We start from the raw sequence: 18,443 nt of genomic DNA on the forward strand, positions 1-18,443 counted from the left end.
CCTCGCCGCCACACTGGGGCTTTCCCTTGATAACCGCTAATTCCAAAATTCCCGTCAGTCAAGGTCTGATTGAAAATCAGTTCATTTTAACCTTGGCTGACGGGGATTTTGGAATATACTCCACAAGGGGAAATCCCCCTCTTACTTGCTCTGTTCTTCTAACATTTTCGCAAGCATATCCCTCAATTTTTCACTGACAGGTGAAGCGGGGTCAAAACACATATCCACAAACTGCCGAAGTTCCTTATTATCCTGCGTGATGGCTTCAATTACTTTTGGTTTATGCTCGTATAATCTGCCCTCTGGCTGCTCTGTCCTTGCAAAAATGTAATCCATAGAAACATCAAAAAAGTCTGCATACCAAAGTAATATCTTTAGCGGCGGTGTGGTCTGTCCGTTTTCATATCGGTTCACACTGGCTTGTGTTGCCCCCATCAATGCAGCTATTTTGGCTTGGGACAGGCTGACGCTTTCTCGCAAGTTCTTTAATCTCTGTGCTACCTCTTGCATATTCAACGCTCCTTTCGTATATTTAATATAATACATATTACGCATTGTTCTGTCAACTCGTTTTAAACATAAAAAATAAATCAGCCAAAACGATTGCTTTAGCTGATTTATTTTTATCTACTTAGTTTAGAATACTGATTTTATTCTACATACAATTAATGGTTATCCTAATTACTCACTTTATAAACCCCACAATTATTAACATAAACAAAGCCGTTATGATATCCGAAATCACGCCCTGGTCTGCTTTCTACTGCCTTATCTGTAATTCTTATTGGCGTATCTTCATCATATAATGAAGATTTATAAATGTAACCATCATCAGCATAATAAAGATAGTCGTTTCCTACAATCCAATAACTGTAATTGTTACCCATAAGTTCTTTCTCTTGGCGATAATCTGAACCATCTGGCATACTACTATAATGTTTACCGAAAAATTCCCAGTTGATAACCAAACCATGAGTATAACTTACAGTGTAGTGAACACGTCCATCATCAGAAAATCCCACAAGTTGTATGCTTTCGCCACTTCCTACCGTTTTATAAAAGGTTTTTGTCGCGCCAGTATGAATATTATAGCAAAAATATTCGCCATTACCACCGAAGTATAGCCATTCACCACGAGCAACAAAGTAAGTTAAAAAATTCTTATTCTCGACTGTTTTAACATCACTTCCATCTAATTTCATCGATATTAAATCGTTTTGAAATGTGATATGATTAGCCCATATTAAGTAAAGCCTGTCATCAATTACCAACATCTGTCGGATATTATAGATATAATCATTTCTATTCGGGTCTCTTTTAAAAATACAATCGGCAAATGTTCCATCCGTTTTTAAACGATAAATATTATCACATTCATCTTTGAAATACAAATATCCATCCATTAAATTAAAGGAATTAGATAATGAAACGGGTTGATTTCCTATTTTAACATCAGATGTATAAATAAATGTTTGAGTTTGTCCATCTATTGACTGTTTTACAATTTTGTCTGGTAGAAACTGTCCAGTTGCCTCACTGTATCCCCCATGACTTATATAATAAAAATACTCCCCATCTGTCACAAATGCACTTCTGCCTGCCACATCATAATTATTGGGGTCTCTCCCGTATTTTGGAGTATATTGGCTGTCTTCTGCCGCCAAAGCTGGAATTGACAATCCAAAGCACATCATTAGAACTAGCGCAAAACAAAGCATTTTTCTTTTCATTTTATTTTCTCCTGTTTTTACTGAACCCATACCCCATTAACATCTACCTGATAGCCGTCAGGTGTTGTTGTGTCAGCAAGCATATAACCAGCTTCATTGAAATAATAATATTTACCATCAATTTGTTGCCATGTTGATTTTGGATAAGAACCATCGGCGTTCTGATACCACCAACCTGTGCTGTCCTGTTTCCAACCGGATTCTGTTTCTGCTTTTGTCTCTGCTGATATTACAGGATATGAACCATCATCAAGCAAATAAACAAACCTTTGCCATGAGCCGTCTGCATCTTCAAACATTGCCATGAATACATTATCGTTTATGTCATAACCGCTAAAAGCTGGATACTGATTATCAAATTTTAAATTTTCGCCAAAAACTTCTTCTGCAAAATTCGCATTTGTAAAGCTGTCAACTCCAGTAATAAATTGTTTAGGGCAAACACGAACATAAAAATAAATCGTGTCAGGATTAGCGGTTGACCCTTCACTGGATACCCATATCTTAGCGTCAGCGGGCAGTAAAGAGATATGTGCTCCATTAAAATCGGTTTTAGGAAGTTCAGTGATTTCTCCGGCGGTAGTCATTATTTTAATATTGCTCCCATCATCTCCATATACATTTCCTGCCCATGATGTACCTGCTACTCCTAGTGCCATTGCCATAGATAACATAACGGTTAAAAATCTCCTGCTAGTATTCCTTTTTTTCATTCTTTTATCCCCTTTCATTTTCCTTAATTCTATACTATTGCAAATTCATCTTATCATCATTCAAACATAAATTCAAGCATATTTTGTGAGTTAATGCCTAACATACTTTTATATTGTTTCACAGTACAATTTTGTTAGGTGGTGGCTCATATGACAAAAAAAGTAGAACAGCTAGAATTTGATGAAAATATATATAATACAATACGGCGTAATATCAAGAAATATCGAAAGGAAAAGGGGCTGACTTCTGCCCAGCTTGCTGAAATGGTTGACTTATCCCATGATTTTATACGGCAGATTGAAAGCGAAAAGGTGGGATATAATTTTTCGGTTGAAACCTTTTATAAAATCTCGGTTGTGTTGGGGGTTAGCTTGGATAGGCTGATTGAAAAGACGAAAGATGAATAAAAAAGCACAAAAGTAGTCCTTACAGTACAATCAACATACCGCAAGGACTATTTTTGTGCCATATCATTTTATATCTTTCCAAAATTCAATTCATCTAATGCAGCTTTTGCAGCATAGTCACCCATTTGACGGCGTGCTTCAACATACGCAATATCTGAGTCCAAATTCTCACCATTTTCTATTAAAACAAATTCAATAACTTCGTCCAATTCATTTTCCCCTAATGCTTTTTGGTATTTAACCTTAACACTTTCAAGCCACGCTTTGTAGGCAGCTTCGGGCAAGTCCTTTTCTTTGCTAATTTTTTCAACTTCGTTTATTTCCAAAAAGTAATCCCGCACTACGCCTGAAAGCTGCATGGTTAAAAAAGTGGTTTCATAAGATACGGTTCTACCCTCAATTAATAAAGAACGCTGCCCTAAGCTAAAAAAAGAACGAAAATCATCTAAAACACTTGTGCTATCATCACTAGTCCGCATATAAAACCAATCTAAAGACAGTGGGTATTTTTCTGCTATTTCAAGTGCAAGTTCAATCTTTAGAGGATTTTTTCCGTTTTCAATGTTACTAATGGCGGTTTTGCTAATCCCAAACTTACTGGCAAATTCCTCTTGTGTAAGACCGAGCTTATCTCTTAGTTCTTTCAATCTGCATTTTTGTGGTTCTTTACTCATTATATTTTTCCTCCTGTTCTTTTTACAGAATATCACTTTAGTTTGTTATTGTCAATTTAAATTGAAGTATTCAAACAACTTGAATTAATTTTATTTGAAGTTATGTTAAAGCAACTTGGCAGTGACTTCATACATTGTATACGATAAAATTACAGTAACAAGAGACTCTTGCAAAAAATAATCTTGCTACCGCCTTAGCTAAGTGGAGCAAGGTAAAGGAGGTAAACAAATGAAAAAAACAGCAATCCATATTATTGCAGACCCGCAAGGGGGCAAAGACCGTTATCTTATTATCTGTATGGACGAACAAGCCTATGCCGATTTTCTTGCAGGCAAGGATAATTACCCTGTTAAGGCGTTTAATGTCCACCCTACGGAAAAAAACGGAATTGCAAGTATGCTTATCGAATTATATGATGGCGTACCTACAGTTGTAACCGCAACAGAGGAGTAATTATTGTTGATACTGAATAGCGCAGCAAAGAAAGGAAAATAGCATTATGAGAAAGAGATATTTAGTCACTGGAACCTGGTATGATAAACAGAGTGGAAAACCTGTTTCGGGAATTGCAGAAATCAGCAGCGGTGTAAATAAGGCTGGGCAGGCTTATGAAATTCTGAATACAGACAGCCGCGAAACCCCTATTGAGGGTGCATATCATGTGGGTACTATTCTGACGGCTACTGTTAGCTTGTCGCAGGAAACCCCTGCAAAAGCATCGCTCAATCTGAAAAGTAACAGCCAATCATAAATTGAGCACTATCAGAAAGGACTAGTCTACGAAACACAGAAGCCGCCGCAGGGCGGGTTTTCCCTTAGGAAAACTTGTCCTGCGGCGGAACTGCCTAAGGTCTAGTATTACCCTTAGGCACCTCTGTATTTTGTAGCAAATACAAACATATGTTCTGTAAAGGCGGTGAAAGATTGAAAGATACACAGTCACGCAAGTGGCAAATTACTTTAAATTTTCGCAATAAAAAGCAGATAGACCATGCAACAATCAAAATAGAACTATCAGCGATTAAGCCTATTCAATATTATTGCATGGCTGACGAAATCGGATTAAAAGAACAAACCCCACATATCCATATTTTTATCGCCTGTTCTTCCCCCGTTCGATTTTCAACGATAAAACGGCATTTTCCAGATGGACATATTGAGCAGGCTCGTGGAAGCTGTGAGGAAAATAAGGCTTATGTGGAGAAATCCGGTAAATGGAAAAATGATTCAAAAAGTGATACTTCAATTAAAGGTACTTTTGAGGAATGGGGTGAAATGCCTATTGAGCGGCAAGGCGCACGCTCCGACCTTGATTTTCTTTATCAACTCGTAAAAGACGGAAAAAGCAATTATGAGATTTTAGAGGAAAACCCCGAATATCTTTTGCGTCTGACAGATATTGAACGTGTACGCCAAACAGTAAAAGCAGAGGAATTTCGCACTATTTTTCGGGAGATGGAAGTCACTTATATATGGGGAAGGACAGGAACAGGAAAAACACGCTATGTAATGGAGCAACAGGGCTATGCAGCCGTTTACAGAGTGACAGAGTATGAACACCCCTTTGACGGCTATGCAGGGCAGGAAACGCTTGTGCTTGACGAATACCGCTCACAGCTAAAAATCAGCGAACTTTTAAATCTGCTTGATGGATACCCCTTAGAACTTCGGTGTCGATATGCCAACAAAACAGCCTGTTTCACAAAGGTATACATAATTAGTAATCTTTCTCTACAAGCCCAATACCCAATTATTCAGTGTGAGCAGCCCGAAACATGGCAAGCACTATTAAGGCGAATACATCACATTATCGAGTACCGACCGAAAGAAGAAATTTACGAACAATTTACATTATTTGACGGAAAGGAAATTTTTAATGAATGACGATAATCAAACTGATAAAATCAGGCGTAAACGGAACAGGTCAAGAAAAACCGCTTACTTACGCTTTACAACAGGACTTAGACAACTCACCACTATCCATAGATGGAAAAATGTCTTTCTAGCCGCTTACCTGCTTCTTGCAATAGTGGCATGGCTCAACCGTGGTAAGCTGTTGTTTGGTCTTGACAATAAGTTTATGCTGTTCCCTATATTTACAATGGCGGTTAATTGCCTTGTTGCCCTGCTTTTGCCGCTCGGCTTGCTTTGCCTTATATCCGCACTGGGAACGCCACGAAAAGCACAGAAAATACAAGACAGGCTAATTGGCGCGGGATTTACAAATCATGCTCAAGAGCCGCCTTTGCTTCTTGTAAGGTATCATCTTAGTTTAAACCCTAAAATTACAATATGGGAATTTGACGAGAACGAAACACCCCTATCTATTTGGGAAGATAAGAAAGATAAGTTGCAAGGGGCTTTGATTGACAGAATTATCAAAATAACGCAAAGTAAAAACGGGCGGCGCATTATCATACATACAGTTGCCCCACGTCTGACGATACCGTCAGTAATGCATTGGCAGGACAAATATTTAAGCAAAGAAAGTTTTATACTGATTTTGGGCGAAAGTCTGACAGGACAGGAAACGGTCAATCTTGCAAAGATACCGCATATCTTACTTGGAGGAGCCAGTGGATCGGGAAAGAGCGTTTTACTGAAACTACTCTTAATGGAGTGTTTAAAAAAGGATGCAGAAGTCTATATTGCAGATTTTAAAGGCGGCGTGGATTTTTCTTCCATATGGCACGAAAAATGTCACTTGTGTTTTGATGAAAATGAACTGCTTGAACTGTTGACAGGTTTGACAGACGAATTACAACGCCGTAAAACCGTTTTTCGTAAAACAGAGTGCGCCAATATTGACGAGTATAACGCTGCTACAAATAGCAAACTAAAACGTATGGTTTTCGCTTGTGATGAAATTGCGGAAGTCCTCGACAAAACAGGGCTTTCAAAAGAGAAAAAAGAACTTATTTCCCAGATTGAAAGTCAGCTTTCCATAATCGCCCGACAGGGTAGGGCTTTCGGTATTCATCTCATTCTTGCCACACAACGCCCCTCTGCGGACATTATCAGCGGGCAAATACGTTCTAACATGGATTGCCGCATTTGTGGACGTGCCGACAGCATACTTTCACAAATTATTCTTGACAGCACAGAAGCCGCCGACCAGATACCAAAAGACGCACAAGGACGCTTTATCACTAATACCGGGGTGGTATTCCAAAGCTATTTATTTGACGATAACGAGGTGTTCTTCAATAACGGACAGACAGGGGGTGTTCCCAATAGCGAAAGCAAAGACGCAGGGAACAGCAATCCCTAAACATGAATTAGAAGCCCTTGCTGCAACGCTTTACCCTGCCATACGGGAATTTTACGAGAGTGAACAGGGGCAAGCAGAATTTAAAGCGTGGCAGGAGCAGCAACAGCAAACGGCAGAAAAGCAAATATAACAATATTTGTAGTATAACAAATGAGGGATAACCTAATCGGCTATCCCTCGTTTTGTTTCACCTTAGAGAAAACACAAACCCGAACGCTTCACCTATAAAGATGGGGTTCGGGTTATGTGCGTTTAGTGCAGGAAAAGAGACTTGAACTCTCATGGTATTGCTACCACACGGACCTGAACCGTGCGCGTCTGCCAATTCCGCCATTCCTGCGCGACAAAATGTATTTTATATGATCTGAGAATAAATGTCAATACATAAAAACTATTTTATACGATTTTTCTTCCGGAACCGCTGTACGTCCTTCCGTTCTCCCATTATCAAAATCCATGATTTCAGGCCTCCCGATCCATGTAAAAAAAGAATGACAAAAAAGCAAAAATAATTGATTGCCAACACCACCATAACCTGCTATAACAAAAGCATACCCTTACAGTTTTTACCAATATGACAACAGGGAAAACACAAAACTATTTATGTAAAGGAGTGCCCTTATGAAAGTGATGCATTCAGAATGGAGCGGGCGGATTAAGCACTGGATCCGTACGCTGAAAGACGATTTTTATGAACCGCTGGGAGAATTCCGGTGGGAAGCAGGCAGAACCATGGAGCATCTTAGTCCGGAGGAAGCTGCAGGAATGGCTTTCACTCCGGTCCAGCCCGGATTTACATGGGGCAATACCTATGAGTATTGCTGGTTCAGAAGCCATATTGAACTGCCCCCGGAAGCGGAAGGGAAACGGATTGTCATGAATCTGAAACCCGGCGGCGAGTCCGCCCTCTTCGTAAACGGACAGGCTTTCGGAACTTTCCGGGCAGACTGGGTCAGCGAACCTCATCATTATATGGAGGATAATGTGCTGACAAGGGAAGGGAAATCCGGAAGCAGCTATGAAGTCCTGATGGAAACCTATGCCGGACATTATTATCCCGAATGTTCGGACGGAGGCTGCGCTACCGGTCCTGTTCTTCCGGGTTCCTTTACGGATCCCCTGCCGGAAGGCGCCAGAAGGACTCTGGGCTGCTGTACCTATGGAATCTGGAATGAGGATGCCTATCAGCTGTATATGGACGTAGATACCCTGAATAAGCTGCTGGAAACTCTGGATGACACTTCCCTGAGAGCCGCAAAGATCGCAAAGGCGCTGGAGGAATTCACCCTCATCGTGGATTTTGAACAGGATAAGGAAAAAAGGATTGCCGGCTACCGTGCCGCCAGGGAAACTCTGCGTCCTGCCATGGAGGCTGTAAACGGTTCCACCATGCCTGTTTTCTATGCAGTGGGCAACGCACATCTGGATCTGGCCTGGCTGTGGCCTATGGCAGAAACACACCGCAAAACAGAAAGAACCTTTGCCGCACAGCTTCGTCTGCTGGAGGAATATCCGAAATATAAATTTATCCAGAGCCAGCCCGCTTCTTATGAAATGTGCAGAACCTATTATCCTGAGCTTTTTGAACGGATCCGGGAAGCCATCCGGGGCGGCCAGTGGATTGCCGACGGAGCCATGTGGGTGGAACCGGATACCAACATGACCAGCGGTGAATCTCTTGTACGCCAGCTGATTCATGGAAAACGCTATTATAAGGAAGTGTTGGGTGTGGACAGCCAGGTGCTGTGGCTGCCGGATACGTTCGGATATACTGCCGCCCTTCCCCAGATTCTCCGGGGCTGCGGTGTAAAATACCTGGTAACACAGAAGATTTTCTGGTCTTATAATGAAGGGGATCAGTTCCCTTATCACTATTTTACCTGGGAAGGGATGGACGGCTCCCATGTTGACTCCTTCCTGCCCACCAGCTATACATACCGCACCGATCCAAAGGAAGTCAATCAGGTATGGAAAAACAGGACACAGGTACAGGATCTGGACGCTTTTCTCCTGCCCTTCGGCTACGGAGACGGCGGCGGCGGTCCGTCCAGAGATTATGTGGAATATGCTTTGCGTCAGAAAGACCTGGAAGGCGGCGTAAAGGTTAAAATGGAAGGGCCAAAGGAATTCTTTGAAGAAATGCAGGAACAGGGCGGCCCCAAACACACCTATGTGGGTGAACTGTATTTCAGCGCACACAGGGGAACCTATACCTCTCAGGCTATGGTAAAGAAAAATAACCGTAAGAGTGAGCTTGCCCTTCGGGAAATGGAAATATGGAGCTGTCTGGCCAGGACAAAGGGCTGGGAATATCCTCTTTCGGAAGCTGACGCTCTCTGGAAAAAGCTTCTGCTGCATCAGTTCCATGATATTCTGCCCGGTTCCTCCATCGCCAGAGTATATATAGAAGCGGAAAAAGCTTTTGGGGAGCTCCTTCATGATGCGGCGCAAATTACCGCGGATGCCGCAAATGCCCTGCTAACCGATCAGGGGGACAATGCCGTTACGGTATTCAACTCCTTAAGCTTTGAAAGAAAGGCTCTGATATCCCTTCCTGAAGCCTTTGCAGACGGTGCATGTACGGCAGAAGGCCTTCCGGTAGCCACGCAGGCTGCACAGGACGGCGTAAAAGCGCTTGTGGATCTCCCTTCCTGCGGCGGAGTTACTCTTCTTCCTTCTCAGGAAGCGGAAAAGCCCCTGGCAGGTGCATCCGCTGAAAAAACGGAGGACGGATTCGTTCTGGAAAACAGTGTGGTAAAGGCCGCTGTAAACCTTCGCGGTGAAGTAACCTCCTTCCGTTTAAAAGAATCCGGAAGGGAATTTGCCGCTGCTCCCATGAACCGTTTCCATCTGTATAAAGATGTTCCCCGTCTGTTCGACGCCTGGGATATTGATTCCAACTATATCGAACAGGAAGTGGAGGGCGCTCGTGATATCACAGTAGAAATGGTTTCCCAGGGCCTTGAGGCTGTGCTTCGGGTTTCCGGCCGCATAAGCGAATCTTCCTATACGCAGTATATCCGTCTGGCTGCCGACAGCAGACGTCTGGTATTTGATACCGAAGCAGACTGGAAGGAACTTCATCGTTTATGGAAGACCGCTTTCCCTGTGGATGTATATGCGGAAAACGGTATCAATGAAATGCAGTTCGGTTATGTGGAAAGGCCTGCGCATCGTTCCAAAGCCTATGACAAGGATCGTTTTGAGGTCTGCAACCACCGTTACAGCGCCCTTTGCGACGCCGCTCATGGCGCAGCTGTACTCAATGACTGCAAATACGGCATCAGCATGAATGGAAACAGCCTGGAGCTGACGCTGCTGAGAGCCCCTTCCGCACCGGAAATGCGCGCGGATAATAAAGTACATCATTTTACTTATGCTTTTACTGCCTGGGAAGGCACTTTCGCTGACTGTGATGTGGTTCGGCAGGGCTATGACCTTAATGTGCCCGCTCTCGTCATGCCGGGAAGCAGCAGCCGCTTCAGCCTTGCAGAGGTTGACAGAGAAAATATCATTCTGGATACCATGAAGCCTGCGGAAGACGGAAGTGAAGATATCATCCTGCGTCTGTATGAATCCAAAAAGGCTGCGGTAACCGCCCGTATTCATACTGCTTTTGAAGGTTATACGCCTTATGTGTGTGATATGCTGGAAAATATCCTGGAGGAAGCTCCTGTGGAAAACGGCGGCATTCTTCTTTCCTTCCGTGCCTTTGAAGTAAAGACAATCCGGCTGAAAAAGAACTGAGATATTTCGTCCGGAATCAGGTAATAAGGATAATATTTATTGAAGCATGACAATGGGGATTCGATATCGTTCCTGATATCTTATCCCCATTCTTTTTCGCATTTCTTTCCTTCTGTCAATCCGGCTGCGTATCTGCCTGTTCCTCTCCCTTAATAATCAGCAGAAGCCCCTTCCCCATATATCCCGCTTCCGCCGTATACTGCACAATGCCTTCTGTCAGGCTGTCCTGTTCTCCTATATGGATGTGGCCCGCCAGAACCGCTTTTACCGGACTGCCGCCTCCTAATACCAGATTCATATATTCCTGGGATGCCTCATTAGGGTAAATACCGCCCAGCACTCCTTTTCCCAGAAGAACCGGATTCTTCCAAAGCCCGGCCGCCGTATCCACCAGACGATCCGTAGCAAAAGGAACATGCTGCAGGATGATTACGGGCTTTCCCCTCTCCATGGCGCTTTTCACGGTATCCATGGCGGCAGGATCGATTTGGTTGCTGCTGTTATCCACTCCAAGAAATACCAGCTCTTCGTTTTCCATCACCTGAGCGGCAGGCGTTCCCCTCATCCAGGGCGACAGGGCCGCCAGGTATTCCTGCCTGCCTTTATCCGTCATATATTCCCACGGATAAGTCCAGTCATGATTTCCCGGGACATAAAGATAAGGCATTTCCAGCATTTCCAGATTCTTTTCCAGAAAAGAAAGGTTCCCCTGAGAAGGGAAATCAATCACATCACCTCCCAGAAGCAGGCCGTCCACCTGCTGCTCATTGGCATAAGCTATCCAGTCCGTGAAAACCTCCTCCGGTGTCCTTCCCAACTCATCCTTAAAAAGAGTATCCCGGCGCGGAATGGCATTTTCCAGCTGCTGCTCGCTTTCTTCCCCGTCCAGGCTGATGATATGGGTATCGGAAAGGAAAAGGTACCTGTATTCCCTCTCCAATCCCGGAATCACCAGTGTTTTCTCCTCAACCATAATCCCCCTCTGCTCTGCCGATTCATCCGGTGGTTCTGCCTGTTGCCCCGCCTGCTCTTCTGCCGGCGGAATCTCTTCCGGCAGACTTTCTTCCGGCGGTTCCGCAGACGCCTCCTCTGCCGGTTTTTCCTCTTTTTCCGGAAGTCCTTTTTCCTGGTTTTCTTCTTTAAAGGCCTGCTGCCCGGAAGCTTCCTCTCCGGCTTCAGGCTCCTGTCCGGCAGCCGGCTTTGCCGGCATACTTTCCATAACAGGCTTCTCCTGTGTTTCTAAAGGCAAATCCGTCTCCGGCAGCATTTCTTCCTGTGATTCCTGTCCCTTTGCGGGAACCGTTTCTTCCGGCCCCGGCAGGTTTTGGCAGCCTGACAAAAGCAATATGGCCGTCAGAACGACAAGCCCTATCCCCTTTCTATTTCTCAATTTTTCTCTCCTTTTCCTTTCCTCTCCCTCCCGGGATCGGAAACCGCCTCCGCTCTTTTTTCCTTATTCAGGCCTCCTCCCGTATGGGAAATACGGCTGTTCAAAAAACTGGCCCTCATTATGGAATCCTCGCCGAATCTGGCACGGATGCTGTCTATCGCTTTATCGCATTTTTCCAGCTTATCATATTTTTCCTGGTCAAACAGATTATACTGCCGGTATTCCTCATAGGTGACTCTCGAAGTGGAAACACCGATCAGGCGGAGCGGCTTTCCGTCCCACAATTCATCAAAAAGCCTACAGGCCGATACATAGATTTCCTCCGTAACATCCGTGGCGCTGCTTAACTGCATCTGTCTGTTCCTGTTTTCAAAGTCTGAGCTTCTGAGCGTGATGCTCACACAGCTGATTTTGGCCTGATCCGCCCGGAGGCGCATTCCCACGGTTTCACTCAGAGACAGAAGGATCTGTCTTGCATATTCCACATCCGTGACATTTACCGGCGTAGTCATGCTGTTTCCATAGGCCTTATTGCCTTCTTTGGCCTCTATTGTTTCCTCTTCCTCACGGCCCCATGCATAATTCCAGATAACTTCCCCATGCTTTTTCATATGAGACTTAATCGCCCCGGGATCCGTACGGGCCAAATCTCCTATCGTATATATCCCTAAGCTGTGCAGCTTATCCGCCGCCGCTTTTCCCACCAAAAACAGCCGCTCCACAGGAAGCGGCCACATTTTTTCTTCTATCTCCTCAGGAAAAAGAGTATGCACCAAATCCGGTTTTTCGAAATCCCCTGCCATCTTAGCCAGCAGACGGTTGGAAGAGACTCCGATATTCACCGTAAACTTAAGCTCCTCTTTAATCTTATCCTTCAGCTCATGGGCGAACGCCACAGGCTCGCCATACAGCATCTCATACCCGGTGAAGTCCGCCCAGGCTTCGTCAATGCTGTATTGAACCACCTTGTCGGAATACTGCTTCAGCAGCGCGATCAGGGCTTTGGATTTCTCCACATAAATATGAAAATCCGGCGGTATGATAATCAGGTTCGGACATTTCTTTCTCGCGGCCACAATCGGTTCCCCGGTCTGGATGCCATATTTTCTGGCAGGTGTGCTCTTGGCAAGCACGATCCCGTGGCGCGCCTCCTGATCCCCTCCCACAATGGAGGGCACCGTACGCAAATCCAGTTTTTCCCCGAGGACATCCGTACGGTAAGCCGCACTCCAGCTTAAAAAGGCGCTGTTTACATCAATATGGAAAATTATTGTTCTTGATTCCATTTACACCACTCTATTTTTCATACTTTTTCATAAAGGCAAGCGCTGTTTCCCGGTAACGTTCCGGTTCCGCCATATTTGAGGTGCCATGCCCCGCTTCAGGCACTATCAGCAGCTCCTTGGGTGAGGCACAGGCAGAATAATTATCCAGCGTCATCTGCGTAGGGACAAAATCATCCTTGCCTCCATGGATGAACAGCACAGGAATTTTACAGGTTTTCAGCACATCCAGGGTGGAAACAGCCTTATAATCAAAACCGGCCTTCCGCTTCACTGCCAGTTCCGTCAGGTTCATCAGAGGGAAAGACGGGAGCCTGAACTGGAGGTTAAGGACATGTCTGAAAATATCGTAAGGGCTTGTAAAGCCGCAGTCGGCGATAATTCCTCTCACATTGGAAGGGAGGTCGAGTCCGGCCGCCATGAGCACCGTGGAACTGCCCATGGAAATTCCGGACAGGTACAGGTTGCAGTCACTTCCAAATCGGCGCACCGCATAATCGGCCCACATTTTGCAGTCATATCGTTCTTTTACACCAAAACAGATATATTTTCCATCGCTTTCCGCATGGCTTCTCTGGTGGGGCACCAGCAGATGATATCCCTGATCATGATAAAACTGATAAAGGCAGGAAAAATCCGAAAAGCCGTCACAGCGGTAGCCGTGCATGAGCAAAAGGACGTTCCTGCTTTTCTTTTCCGCCGGAAGCAGATAAGCGGACAGCTTCAGGCCGTCATAGCTGGTAAGCGTTATCTTCTCCGGATCCTGTTCCTTGAACCAGCGCGTTCCTTCCTCCATCTTATCCCGGAAACAACCAAAGGTAAGGCCTTCTCCTTCCTTCGGAGCTGCCGGTGCTTTCTTCCGTTTTTTCTTTTTCTTCTTTTTCTCCATCCTCACGACCGCATAGGTGAAGAAAAACGCCACGCTGCCGGCTATTGCGGCAACGGGAAGCATAACTGCCGCTGCTATCATTCCTGCTTTTTTTCTGTTCAATTCCTTCTGCCTCCTTCTATATGCTTCTGCTCTCTGTTCTCTTTCTCTGACGCCCGGGCCTTTTCCGCCGGGAACCTGTTGACAAAGCTGCCATCATTTAAAGTCTTCCTCTGGTATTCAGTTTAACACTATGCTAAAATGCTTGCAAGACGGCGGTACAGATAAAAAAAGTTCCCCCTCTTTGTCTGCGTCCCTCTTTTTCCTGCCGTTCCCACTCCGGCCTGCCGCGCCTTTGGCGGCCCGGGGCATCCAGGGTTCCTTGCAGGGGACGCTTTCGCTCGGATAAATACGCAGCGTAAGGACCGGCGTATTTATACGCCCCTTACAGGAATCCCTAGTACAGCATTGCATTAATATTGCAGTAATGAGTGCTTGATATTCCTGTCAGCACAAGGCGGAGGAGGGAGGCGATGCGGTGGCATCGTTGATCGACGACAACGCGGTGCTGGCGGGAATAGCGAGTGCTCATTACTGTGATATTAATGCAACGCTGTACTAGATACCCCGGGCCGCCAAAGGCGCGGCAGGCCGGAGAGGGAACGGCAGGAAAAAGAGGGACGCAGACGGGAGGGGGAACTTTTTTATCTGTACCTGGGGGTATGTTAGTGAAAAATATTATAAAGGGCATAATTTAAGAAAGGAAATATGGGATGGTACGAGTTGAAAAGGGAGAGATGGGATATATTGGGCATTTGTTTGAAAACTGGGATGAAACGATGATTTGGTCTTGTCTGCAGGGGGTTATGGGGGAGGCTTGGGCGGATTCTTTGCCTGATGCGCGTAGTGCTCAGATTGTGACGGGGGATTTTTGTTTTCTGGCGGGGGCGCCGGATGGGGAATTAGTGGGGAATATTCCTGCTTCTTTTCCGTCCCGGAGTATTCTTATGGCTTCCCGGGATGAGGGTTGGGGGGAATTGATTGAAGCTTGTTATGGGGATAGGTGTGTTAAGTTCAGGCGGTATGCGCTGAAGAAGGAGAAGGGGGTTTTTGAGAGGGAGATATTGGAGAGTTATGTGGGGAGGCTGCCGGAGGGGTATGTTATACGGCCGATAGATGGGGGGCTGTATCGGCGTATTCTGTCTGAAGAGTGGTCGCATGATTTGTGTTCGCAATTCCGGGATGAAGGGCATTTTATGCAGATGGGTGTGGGGTTTGTGGCTCTTTGGGGAGAGGAAATCGCTGGAGGGGCTTCTTCTTATACTGTATATAGGGAGGGGATTGAAATCGAAATTGATGTGAAGGAGGCTCACAGGAGGAAGGGTGTGGCCAGGGCTTGTGCGGCCAGGCTTATTCTGGAGTGTCTGGATCGGGGTATTTATCCCAGCTGGGATGCCGCGAATCCGGAATCTCTGCATTTGGCGGAAACTCTTGGGTATCATTTTGATGGGTCTTATGTTACTTATGAGGTTCCTATTTGTAAGGAGATAGAAGAACGGAATCTTGGAAAGACAGAGGAGGTACAGGAGGTATGAGAACGGATATTATCCATTATCTGGAAGAAGAGATCAGAAGACGCTGTGAAAAGGAGTCCAATTTCTTTGGGATGGAAGGTTATCATCATATCCGTGCCGTTGTAAAAAATGCGGTACAGCTGGCCGGGATATATGGCGCGGATGTGGAGGTGGTAACGATAGCTGCGTGGCTGCACGATGCTGCCTCCATAACCGATTATGCGCTCTATGAGAACCATCACATCTATGGAGCGGAAATGGCAGGAGATTTTCTGAGGGAATTCGGCTACGACAAGACAAAGCTGGAATTGGTGCAGAAATGTATTCTAAATCACAGGGGCAGCAAGGTAATGGAAAAACAATCCCCGGAAGAAATCTGTGTGGCCGATGCGGATTCCATGTCCCATTTCGATGCCGTCCCTTCCCTCTTTTATCTTGCCTATGTACAACGTAAGCTGGGCATTGACGATGGAATTGACTTTGTAAAAAACAAGCTGAACCGTAGCTATCAGAAGCTGTCCGAAAGGGGGAAAGAAATATATAAAGATAAATATGAGCAGGTTATTTCCCTGTTGGTATAGCCGCCGCCCTTCTTTTACCTTCCATATCCGGCAGGATATGGAAGGATGGGGTCTTTCTGCACAAGCAATGTAATATAGTCCATCTTCAAGTTTATATAATAAGCTCTTATAAATGCTTATTGGTATCTTCACAAATAATTATATGACTACCCCTTTTCTATGATTTCTTTAGCTTCATGGAAAGACGCTAATTCCTGAATTGCAGAATCAATACCTTTATAGTTATTAAAAGCAGAATTGAATATATTTTTCTCTTTAATAATAAGTTTTTTTGTCTTCCATTCCATTTTACAATCTATATAACCTATAAATTGGTTTCCTACAAGGATTGAAAGAGGCCATTTCATCCCTTTTTTCTTAAAATACTCAAAGGAAAAGGAATAATCAAAAAATGTTTCCAGCCAATTTTTATCCCTGACAATTGTATCCATTGGTGATATAAGCCGAACTTCATCGCTGTCCTCAGTTTGCTTAGAATGCAGAAAGTGCGTTTTGGAAGAATGCATATAATAATTTTTGCGTCCAATTTTATATGGAAGCTGTAATATCTTCTTCTCCAATACCAATTCCTGAAAAACAGGTAAAAGATCAATGGTCGCAATACCGGATATGTGTGAAATATGAACCGGATCGGTTACTCCTAAGGAATCTATTAATTTTTCAACCATACAAATTATGGCCTGTTTTTCATCAATTGGTTTATCAGGCCAATCCGTAATGCCCAGATTCTCTTTTAAAATATATACCGGCTCTCTGAAAGTTCCTGGATTCCGCCCGCAGGTCACAAGCTCCCCCCTGCGTACCAATCTATAAAAAGCGCGAAATATGGGCAATTCGAAATTAGAGTCGTGTTCTCTTCTGTATTTATGCCATTCATACGATAAATTCAAATGCTCCCAAATTTGCTTCGCTGTCATTCCCTGCAATCCTGTTAAGCTCTCCTTTAATTTGACTTCTGCAGATTGAATTTGAGGATTATTTGTAGTCCTAAGCCAACTTTCATCGGAATCTCCCCATCTTACAATCCCTTTGGTTGCGGTACGGTATAATGCATATTCATCATATGGTACAAAAAACATATTCCGCTTGAATGCGAATGTTTCTATCACCTTAAATTCCTTATACGCCGCGATATCCAATTGCTCTACCGTAAAGTCTTTTTTTCTGTTCCAGAGCATCATATACTGATTTAAGTGTATAGTAGGGTTCGGGTCATATTGTAACCCACAGATATCCGACACAATATTCTCAATACTTTCAGAACTTTTATTTCTTAAATGTTGACTTTCCAAAATTATATTGCGGATAACACTTTTATCATCAACTGTATTACTCATAAACATTCCCTTTTCTTGCCTTTCACTAATAAGGTTGACATTACAGACAGGAAATTTGCTTAAACAAAGGCTTTTTCGCATATTTCTATTTATCGCTTTATATCTCCGCATAAGTTGGTTTTGTAAAGTTTGGCACCATTTTAGTACCACAAGTAAACAATATAGGGCCGTTTGGAACTGCCTTGCTTATGCCATTATGTTTTCCTTCCATTCCTTTGTTAAAAGTTCCGTGGCAAGCATATAAAAAGGGTACCCTTTCCGTAAAATGCACCGCATTTACTCTTGCCGGGAATATCCCAAACCCTTTAGCAAGTTAAGATTTTAATCATCTAATTCAATAGTATAAATTTCCTCCACAGGAAATGATATTTTTACTAACCCTACAGAAACAAACTTTCCACTCATTTTTCTAAACTCATGCAAAATTAAATCACTAGCTTTATAAAAAACCTCTTCATCATCTTCTTTTGTAAGCGCCAATGTACAATGCGGCACCCATCTATCGGGGCAGTACCATTCCCAGCCAGTTATATCAAAATCTTGTAAGTATTCATGTAATTCTCTTTGAAATTGATACATACTACCATTCATAACAGGCGACGCAAAAATCGTCCTTGTATCATTAAACATTCCAATAGAGCCAATATATGCAGGCATTGGCTTATGTGTTTTTGCAAAATTATTTAATCGCTGTATACATTTCGTTTCATTAACATCATTAAAACAAGCCAATGTAAGATGTGGTCTGGTTTTCCATTCCAAAAACTTCGTACTCAATTTTTCATCAGCTACTCGTTTTGCTAAATTAAAAAGTTTTTGTTCCGTTTCTTTATCGTAATACAACTCTATTGCATATTGCATATTAT

Annotated in this window: 17 protein-coding genes and 1 tRNA gene; 8 read left to right on the forward strand and 10 right to left on the reverse strand. The window is 43.9% G+C overall.

Annotated features, from left to right (window positions below):
- Nucleotides 1–141: 141 nt before the first annotated feature.
- The 3 genes from BLA28_RS24735 to BLA28_RS34305 all read right to left on the reverse strand — a co-directional run bounded on the left by BLA28_RS24735 (nt 142) and on the right by BLA28_RS34305 (nt 2,443).
- Nucleotides 142–510: a helix-turn-helix domain-containing protein gene (locus BLA28_RS24735; protein WP_071699594.1), complete on the reverse strand. Its 369-nt coding sequence runs from the start codon at nt 508–510 to the stop codon at nt 142–144.
- A gap of 167 nt (nt 511–677) precedes the next feature.
- Complete coding sequence (locus BLA28_RS24740; RefSeq protein ID WP_071699595.1) at nt 678–1,730, reverse strand: hypothetical protein; 1,053 nt, start codon at nt 1,728–1,730, stop codon at nt 678–680.
- A gap of 17 nt (nt 1,731–1,747) precedes the next feature.
- Nucleotides 1,748–2,443 (reverse strand): hypothetical protein, encoded by a 696-nt coding sequence (locus BLA28_RS34305; protein ID WP_071699596.1) that lies wholly within the window; start codon nt 2,441–2,443, stop codon nt 1,748–1,750.
- A gap of 150 nt (nt 2,444–2,593) precedes the next feature.
- Here BLA28_RS34305 and BLA28_RS24750 point away from each other — a divergent pair, with 150 nt between their 5' ends.
- A complete protein-coding gene (locus BLA28_RS24750; protein WP_071699597.1) occupies nt 2,594–2,851 on the forward strand; it encodes a helix-turn-helix transcriptional regulator in 258 nt (85 codons plus the stop codon).
- 68 nt (nt 2,852–2,919) lie between these two features.
- Here BLA28_RS24750 and BLA28_RS24755 read toward each other — a convergent pair whose 3' ends face one another.
- Nucleotides 2,920–3,525, reverse strand: a complete 606-nt coding sequence (locus tag BLA28_RS24755) for a helix-turn-helix domain-containing protein (protein WP_071699598.1) — start codon at nt 3,523–3,525, stop codon at nt 2,920–2,922.
- A gap of 229 nt (nt 3,526–3,754) precedes the next feature.
- Between BLA28_RS24755 and BLA28_RS24760 the strand changes: the two genes are divergently transcribed.
- From BLA28_RS24760 to BLA28_RS24775, 4 genes are all read left to right on the forward strand, one after another.
- Nucleotides 3,755–3,979, forward strand: coding sequence for a hypothetical protein (locus BLA28_RS24760; RefSeq protein WP_071699599.1), 225 nt, complete (start codon nt 3,755–3,757; stop codon nt 3,977–3,979).
- A 46-nt stretch (nt 3,980–4,025) separates the two neighbouring features.
- Nucleotides 4,026–4,277, forward strand: coding sequence for a hypothetical protein (locus tag BLA28_RS24765; protein WP_071699600.1), 252 nt, complete (start codon nt 4,026–4,028; stop codon nt 4,275–4,277).
- 173 nt (nt 4,278–4,450) lie between these two features.
- A complete protein-coding gene (locus BLA28_RS24770; protein ID WP_207650800.1) occupies nt 4,451–5,410 on the forward strand; it encodes a replication protein in 960 nt (319 codons plus the stop codon).
- Nucleotides 5,403–6,797: an FtsK/SpoIIIE domain-containing protein gene (locus BLA28_RS24775; protein WP_071699602.1), complete on the forward strand. Its 1,395-nt coding sequence runs from the start codon at nt 5,403–5,405 to the stop codon at nt 6,795–6,797. Before BLA28_RS24770 ends, BLA28_RS24775 begins: the two co-directional genes overlap by 8 nt.
- 256 nt (nt 6,798–7,053) lie before the next feature.
- Here BLA28_RS24775 and BLA28_RS24780 read toward each other — a convergent pair.
- Nucleotides 7,054–7,137: transfer RNA gene (locus BLA28_RS24780), tRNA-Leu, on the reverse strand.
- A gap of 281 nt (nt 7,138–7,418) precedes the next feature.
- On the opposite strand from BLA28_RS24780, the gene BLA28_RS24785 reads away from it, so the two are divergent.
- A complete protein-coding gene (locus BLA28_RS24785) occupies nt 7,419–10,544 on the forward strand; it encodes an alpha-mannosidase (protein WP_071699603.1) in 3,126 nt (1,041 codons plus the stop codon).
- Nucleotides 10,545–10,659: 115 nt separating this feature from the next.
- Here BLA28_RS24785 and BLA28_RS24790 read toward each other — a convergent pair whose 3' ends face one another.
- Genes BLA28_RS24790 through BLA28_RS24800 form a run of 3 tightly spaced genes read right to left on the reverse strand, consistent with a single transcriptional unit; the run spans nt 10,660 to nt 14,208 of the window.
- Nucleotides 10,660–11,934: a metallophosphoesterase family protein gene (locus BLA28_RS24790; protein ID WP_071699604.1), complete on the reverse strand. Its 1,275-nt coding sequence runs from the start codon at nt 11,932–11,934 to the stop codon at nt 10,660–10,662.
- Complete coding sequence (locus tag BLA28_RS24795; protein WP_071699605.1) at nt 11,931–13,220, reverse strand: DNA polymerase Y family protein; 1,290 nt, start codon at nt 13,218–13,220, stop codon at nt 11,931–11,933. The genes BLA28_RS24790 and BLA28_RS24795 overlap by 4 nt, the downstream gene beginning before the upstream one ends.
- 10 nt (nt 13,221–13,230) lie before the next feature.
- Entirely contained in the window at nt 13,231–14,208 is a 978-nt protein-coding gene (locus BLA28_RS24800) for an alpha/beta hydrolase (RefSeq protein WP_081365660.1), read from the reverse strand.
- 650 nt (nt 14,209–14,858) lie between these two features.
- Here BLA28_RS24800 and BLA28_RS24810 point away from each other — a divergent pair.
- Both BLA28_RS24810 and BLA28_RS24815 read left to right on the forward strand, forming a co-directional pair.
- Nucleotides 14,859–15,680, forward strand: coding sequence for a GNAT family N-acetyltransferase (locus BLA28_RS24810; protein WP_071699607.1), 822 nt, complete (start codon nt 14,859–14,861; stop codon nt 15,678–15,680).
- Nucleotides 15,677–16,240: an HD domain-containing protein gene (locus BLA28_RS24815; protein WP_071699608.1), complete on the forward strand. Its 564-nt coding sequence runs from the start codon at nt 15,677–15,679 to the stop codon at nt 16,238–16,240. Before BLA28_RS24810 ends, BLA28_RS24815 begins: the two co-directional genes overlap by 4 nt.
- Before the next feature lie 146 nt (nt 16,241–16,386).
- On the opposite strand, the gene BLA28_RS24820 is transcribed toward BLA28_RS24815, so the two are convergent.
- Nucleotides 16,387–17,577: a DNA glycosylase AlkZ-like family protein gene (locus tag BLA28_RS24820; protein ID WP_071699609.1), complete on the reverse strand. Its 1,191-nt coding sequence runs from the start codon at nt 17,575–17,577 to the stop codon at nt 16,387–16,389.
- Nucleotides 17,578–17,898: 321 nt separating this feature from the next.
- Nucleotides 17,899–18,438, reverse strand: coding sequence for a 2'-5' RNA ligase family protein (locus tag BLA28_RS24825; protein ID WP_069431497.1), 540 nt, complete (start codon nt 18,436–18,438; stop codon nt 17,899–17,901).
- Between the last annotated feature and the right edge of the window lie 5 nt (nt 18,439–18,443).

The sequence above is a fragment of the Eisenbergiella tayi genome, assembly GCF_001881565.1.
GTDB classification, from domain to species: domain Bacteria; phylum Bacillota; class Clostridia; order Lachnospirales; family Lachnospiraceae; genus Eisenbergiella; species Eisenbergiella tayi.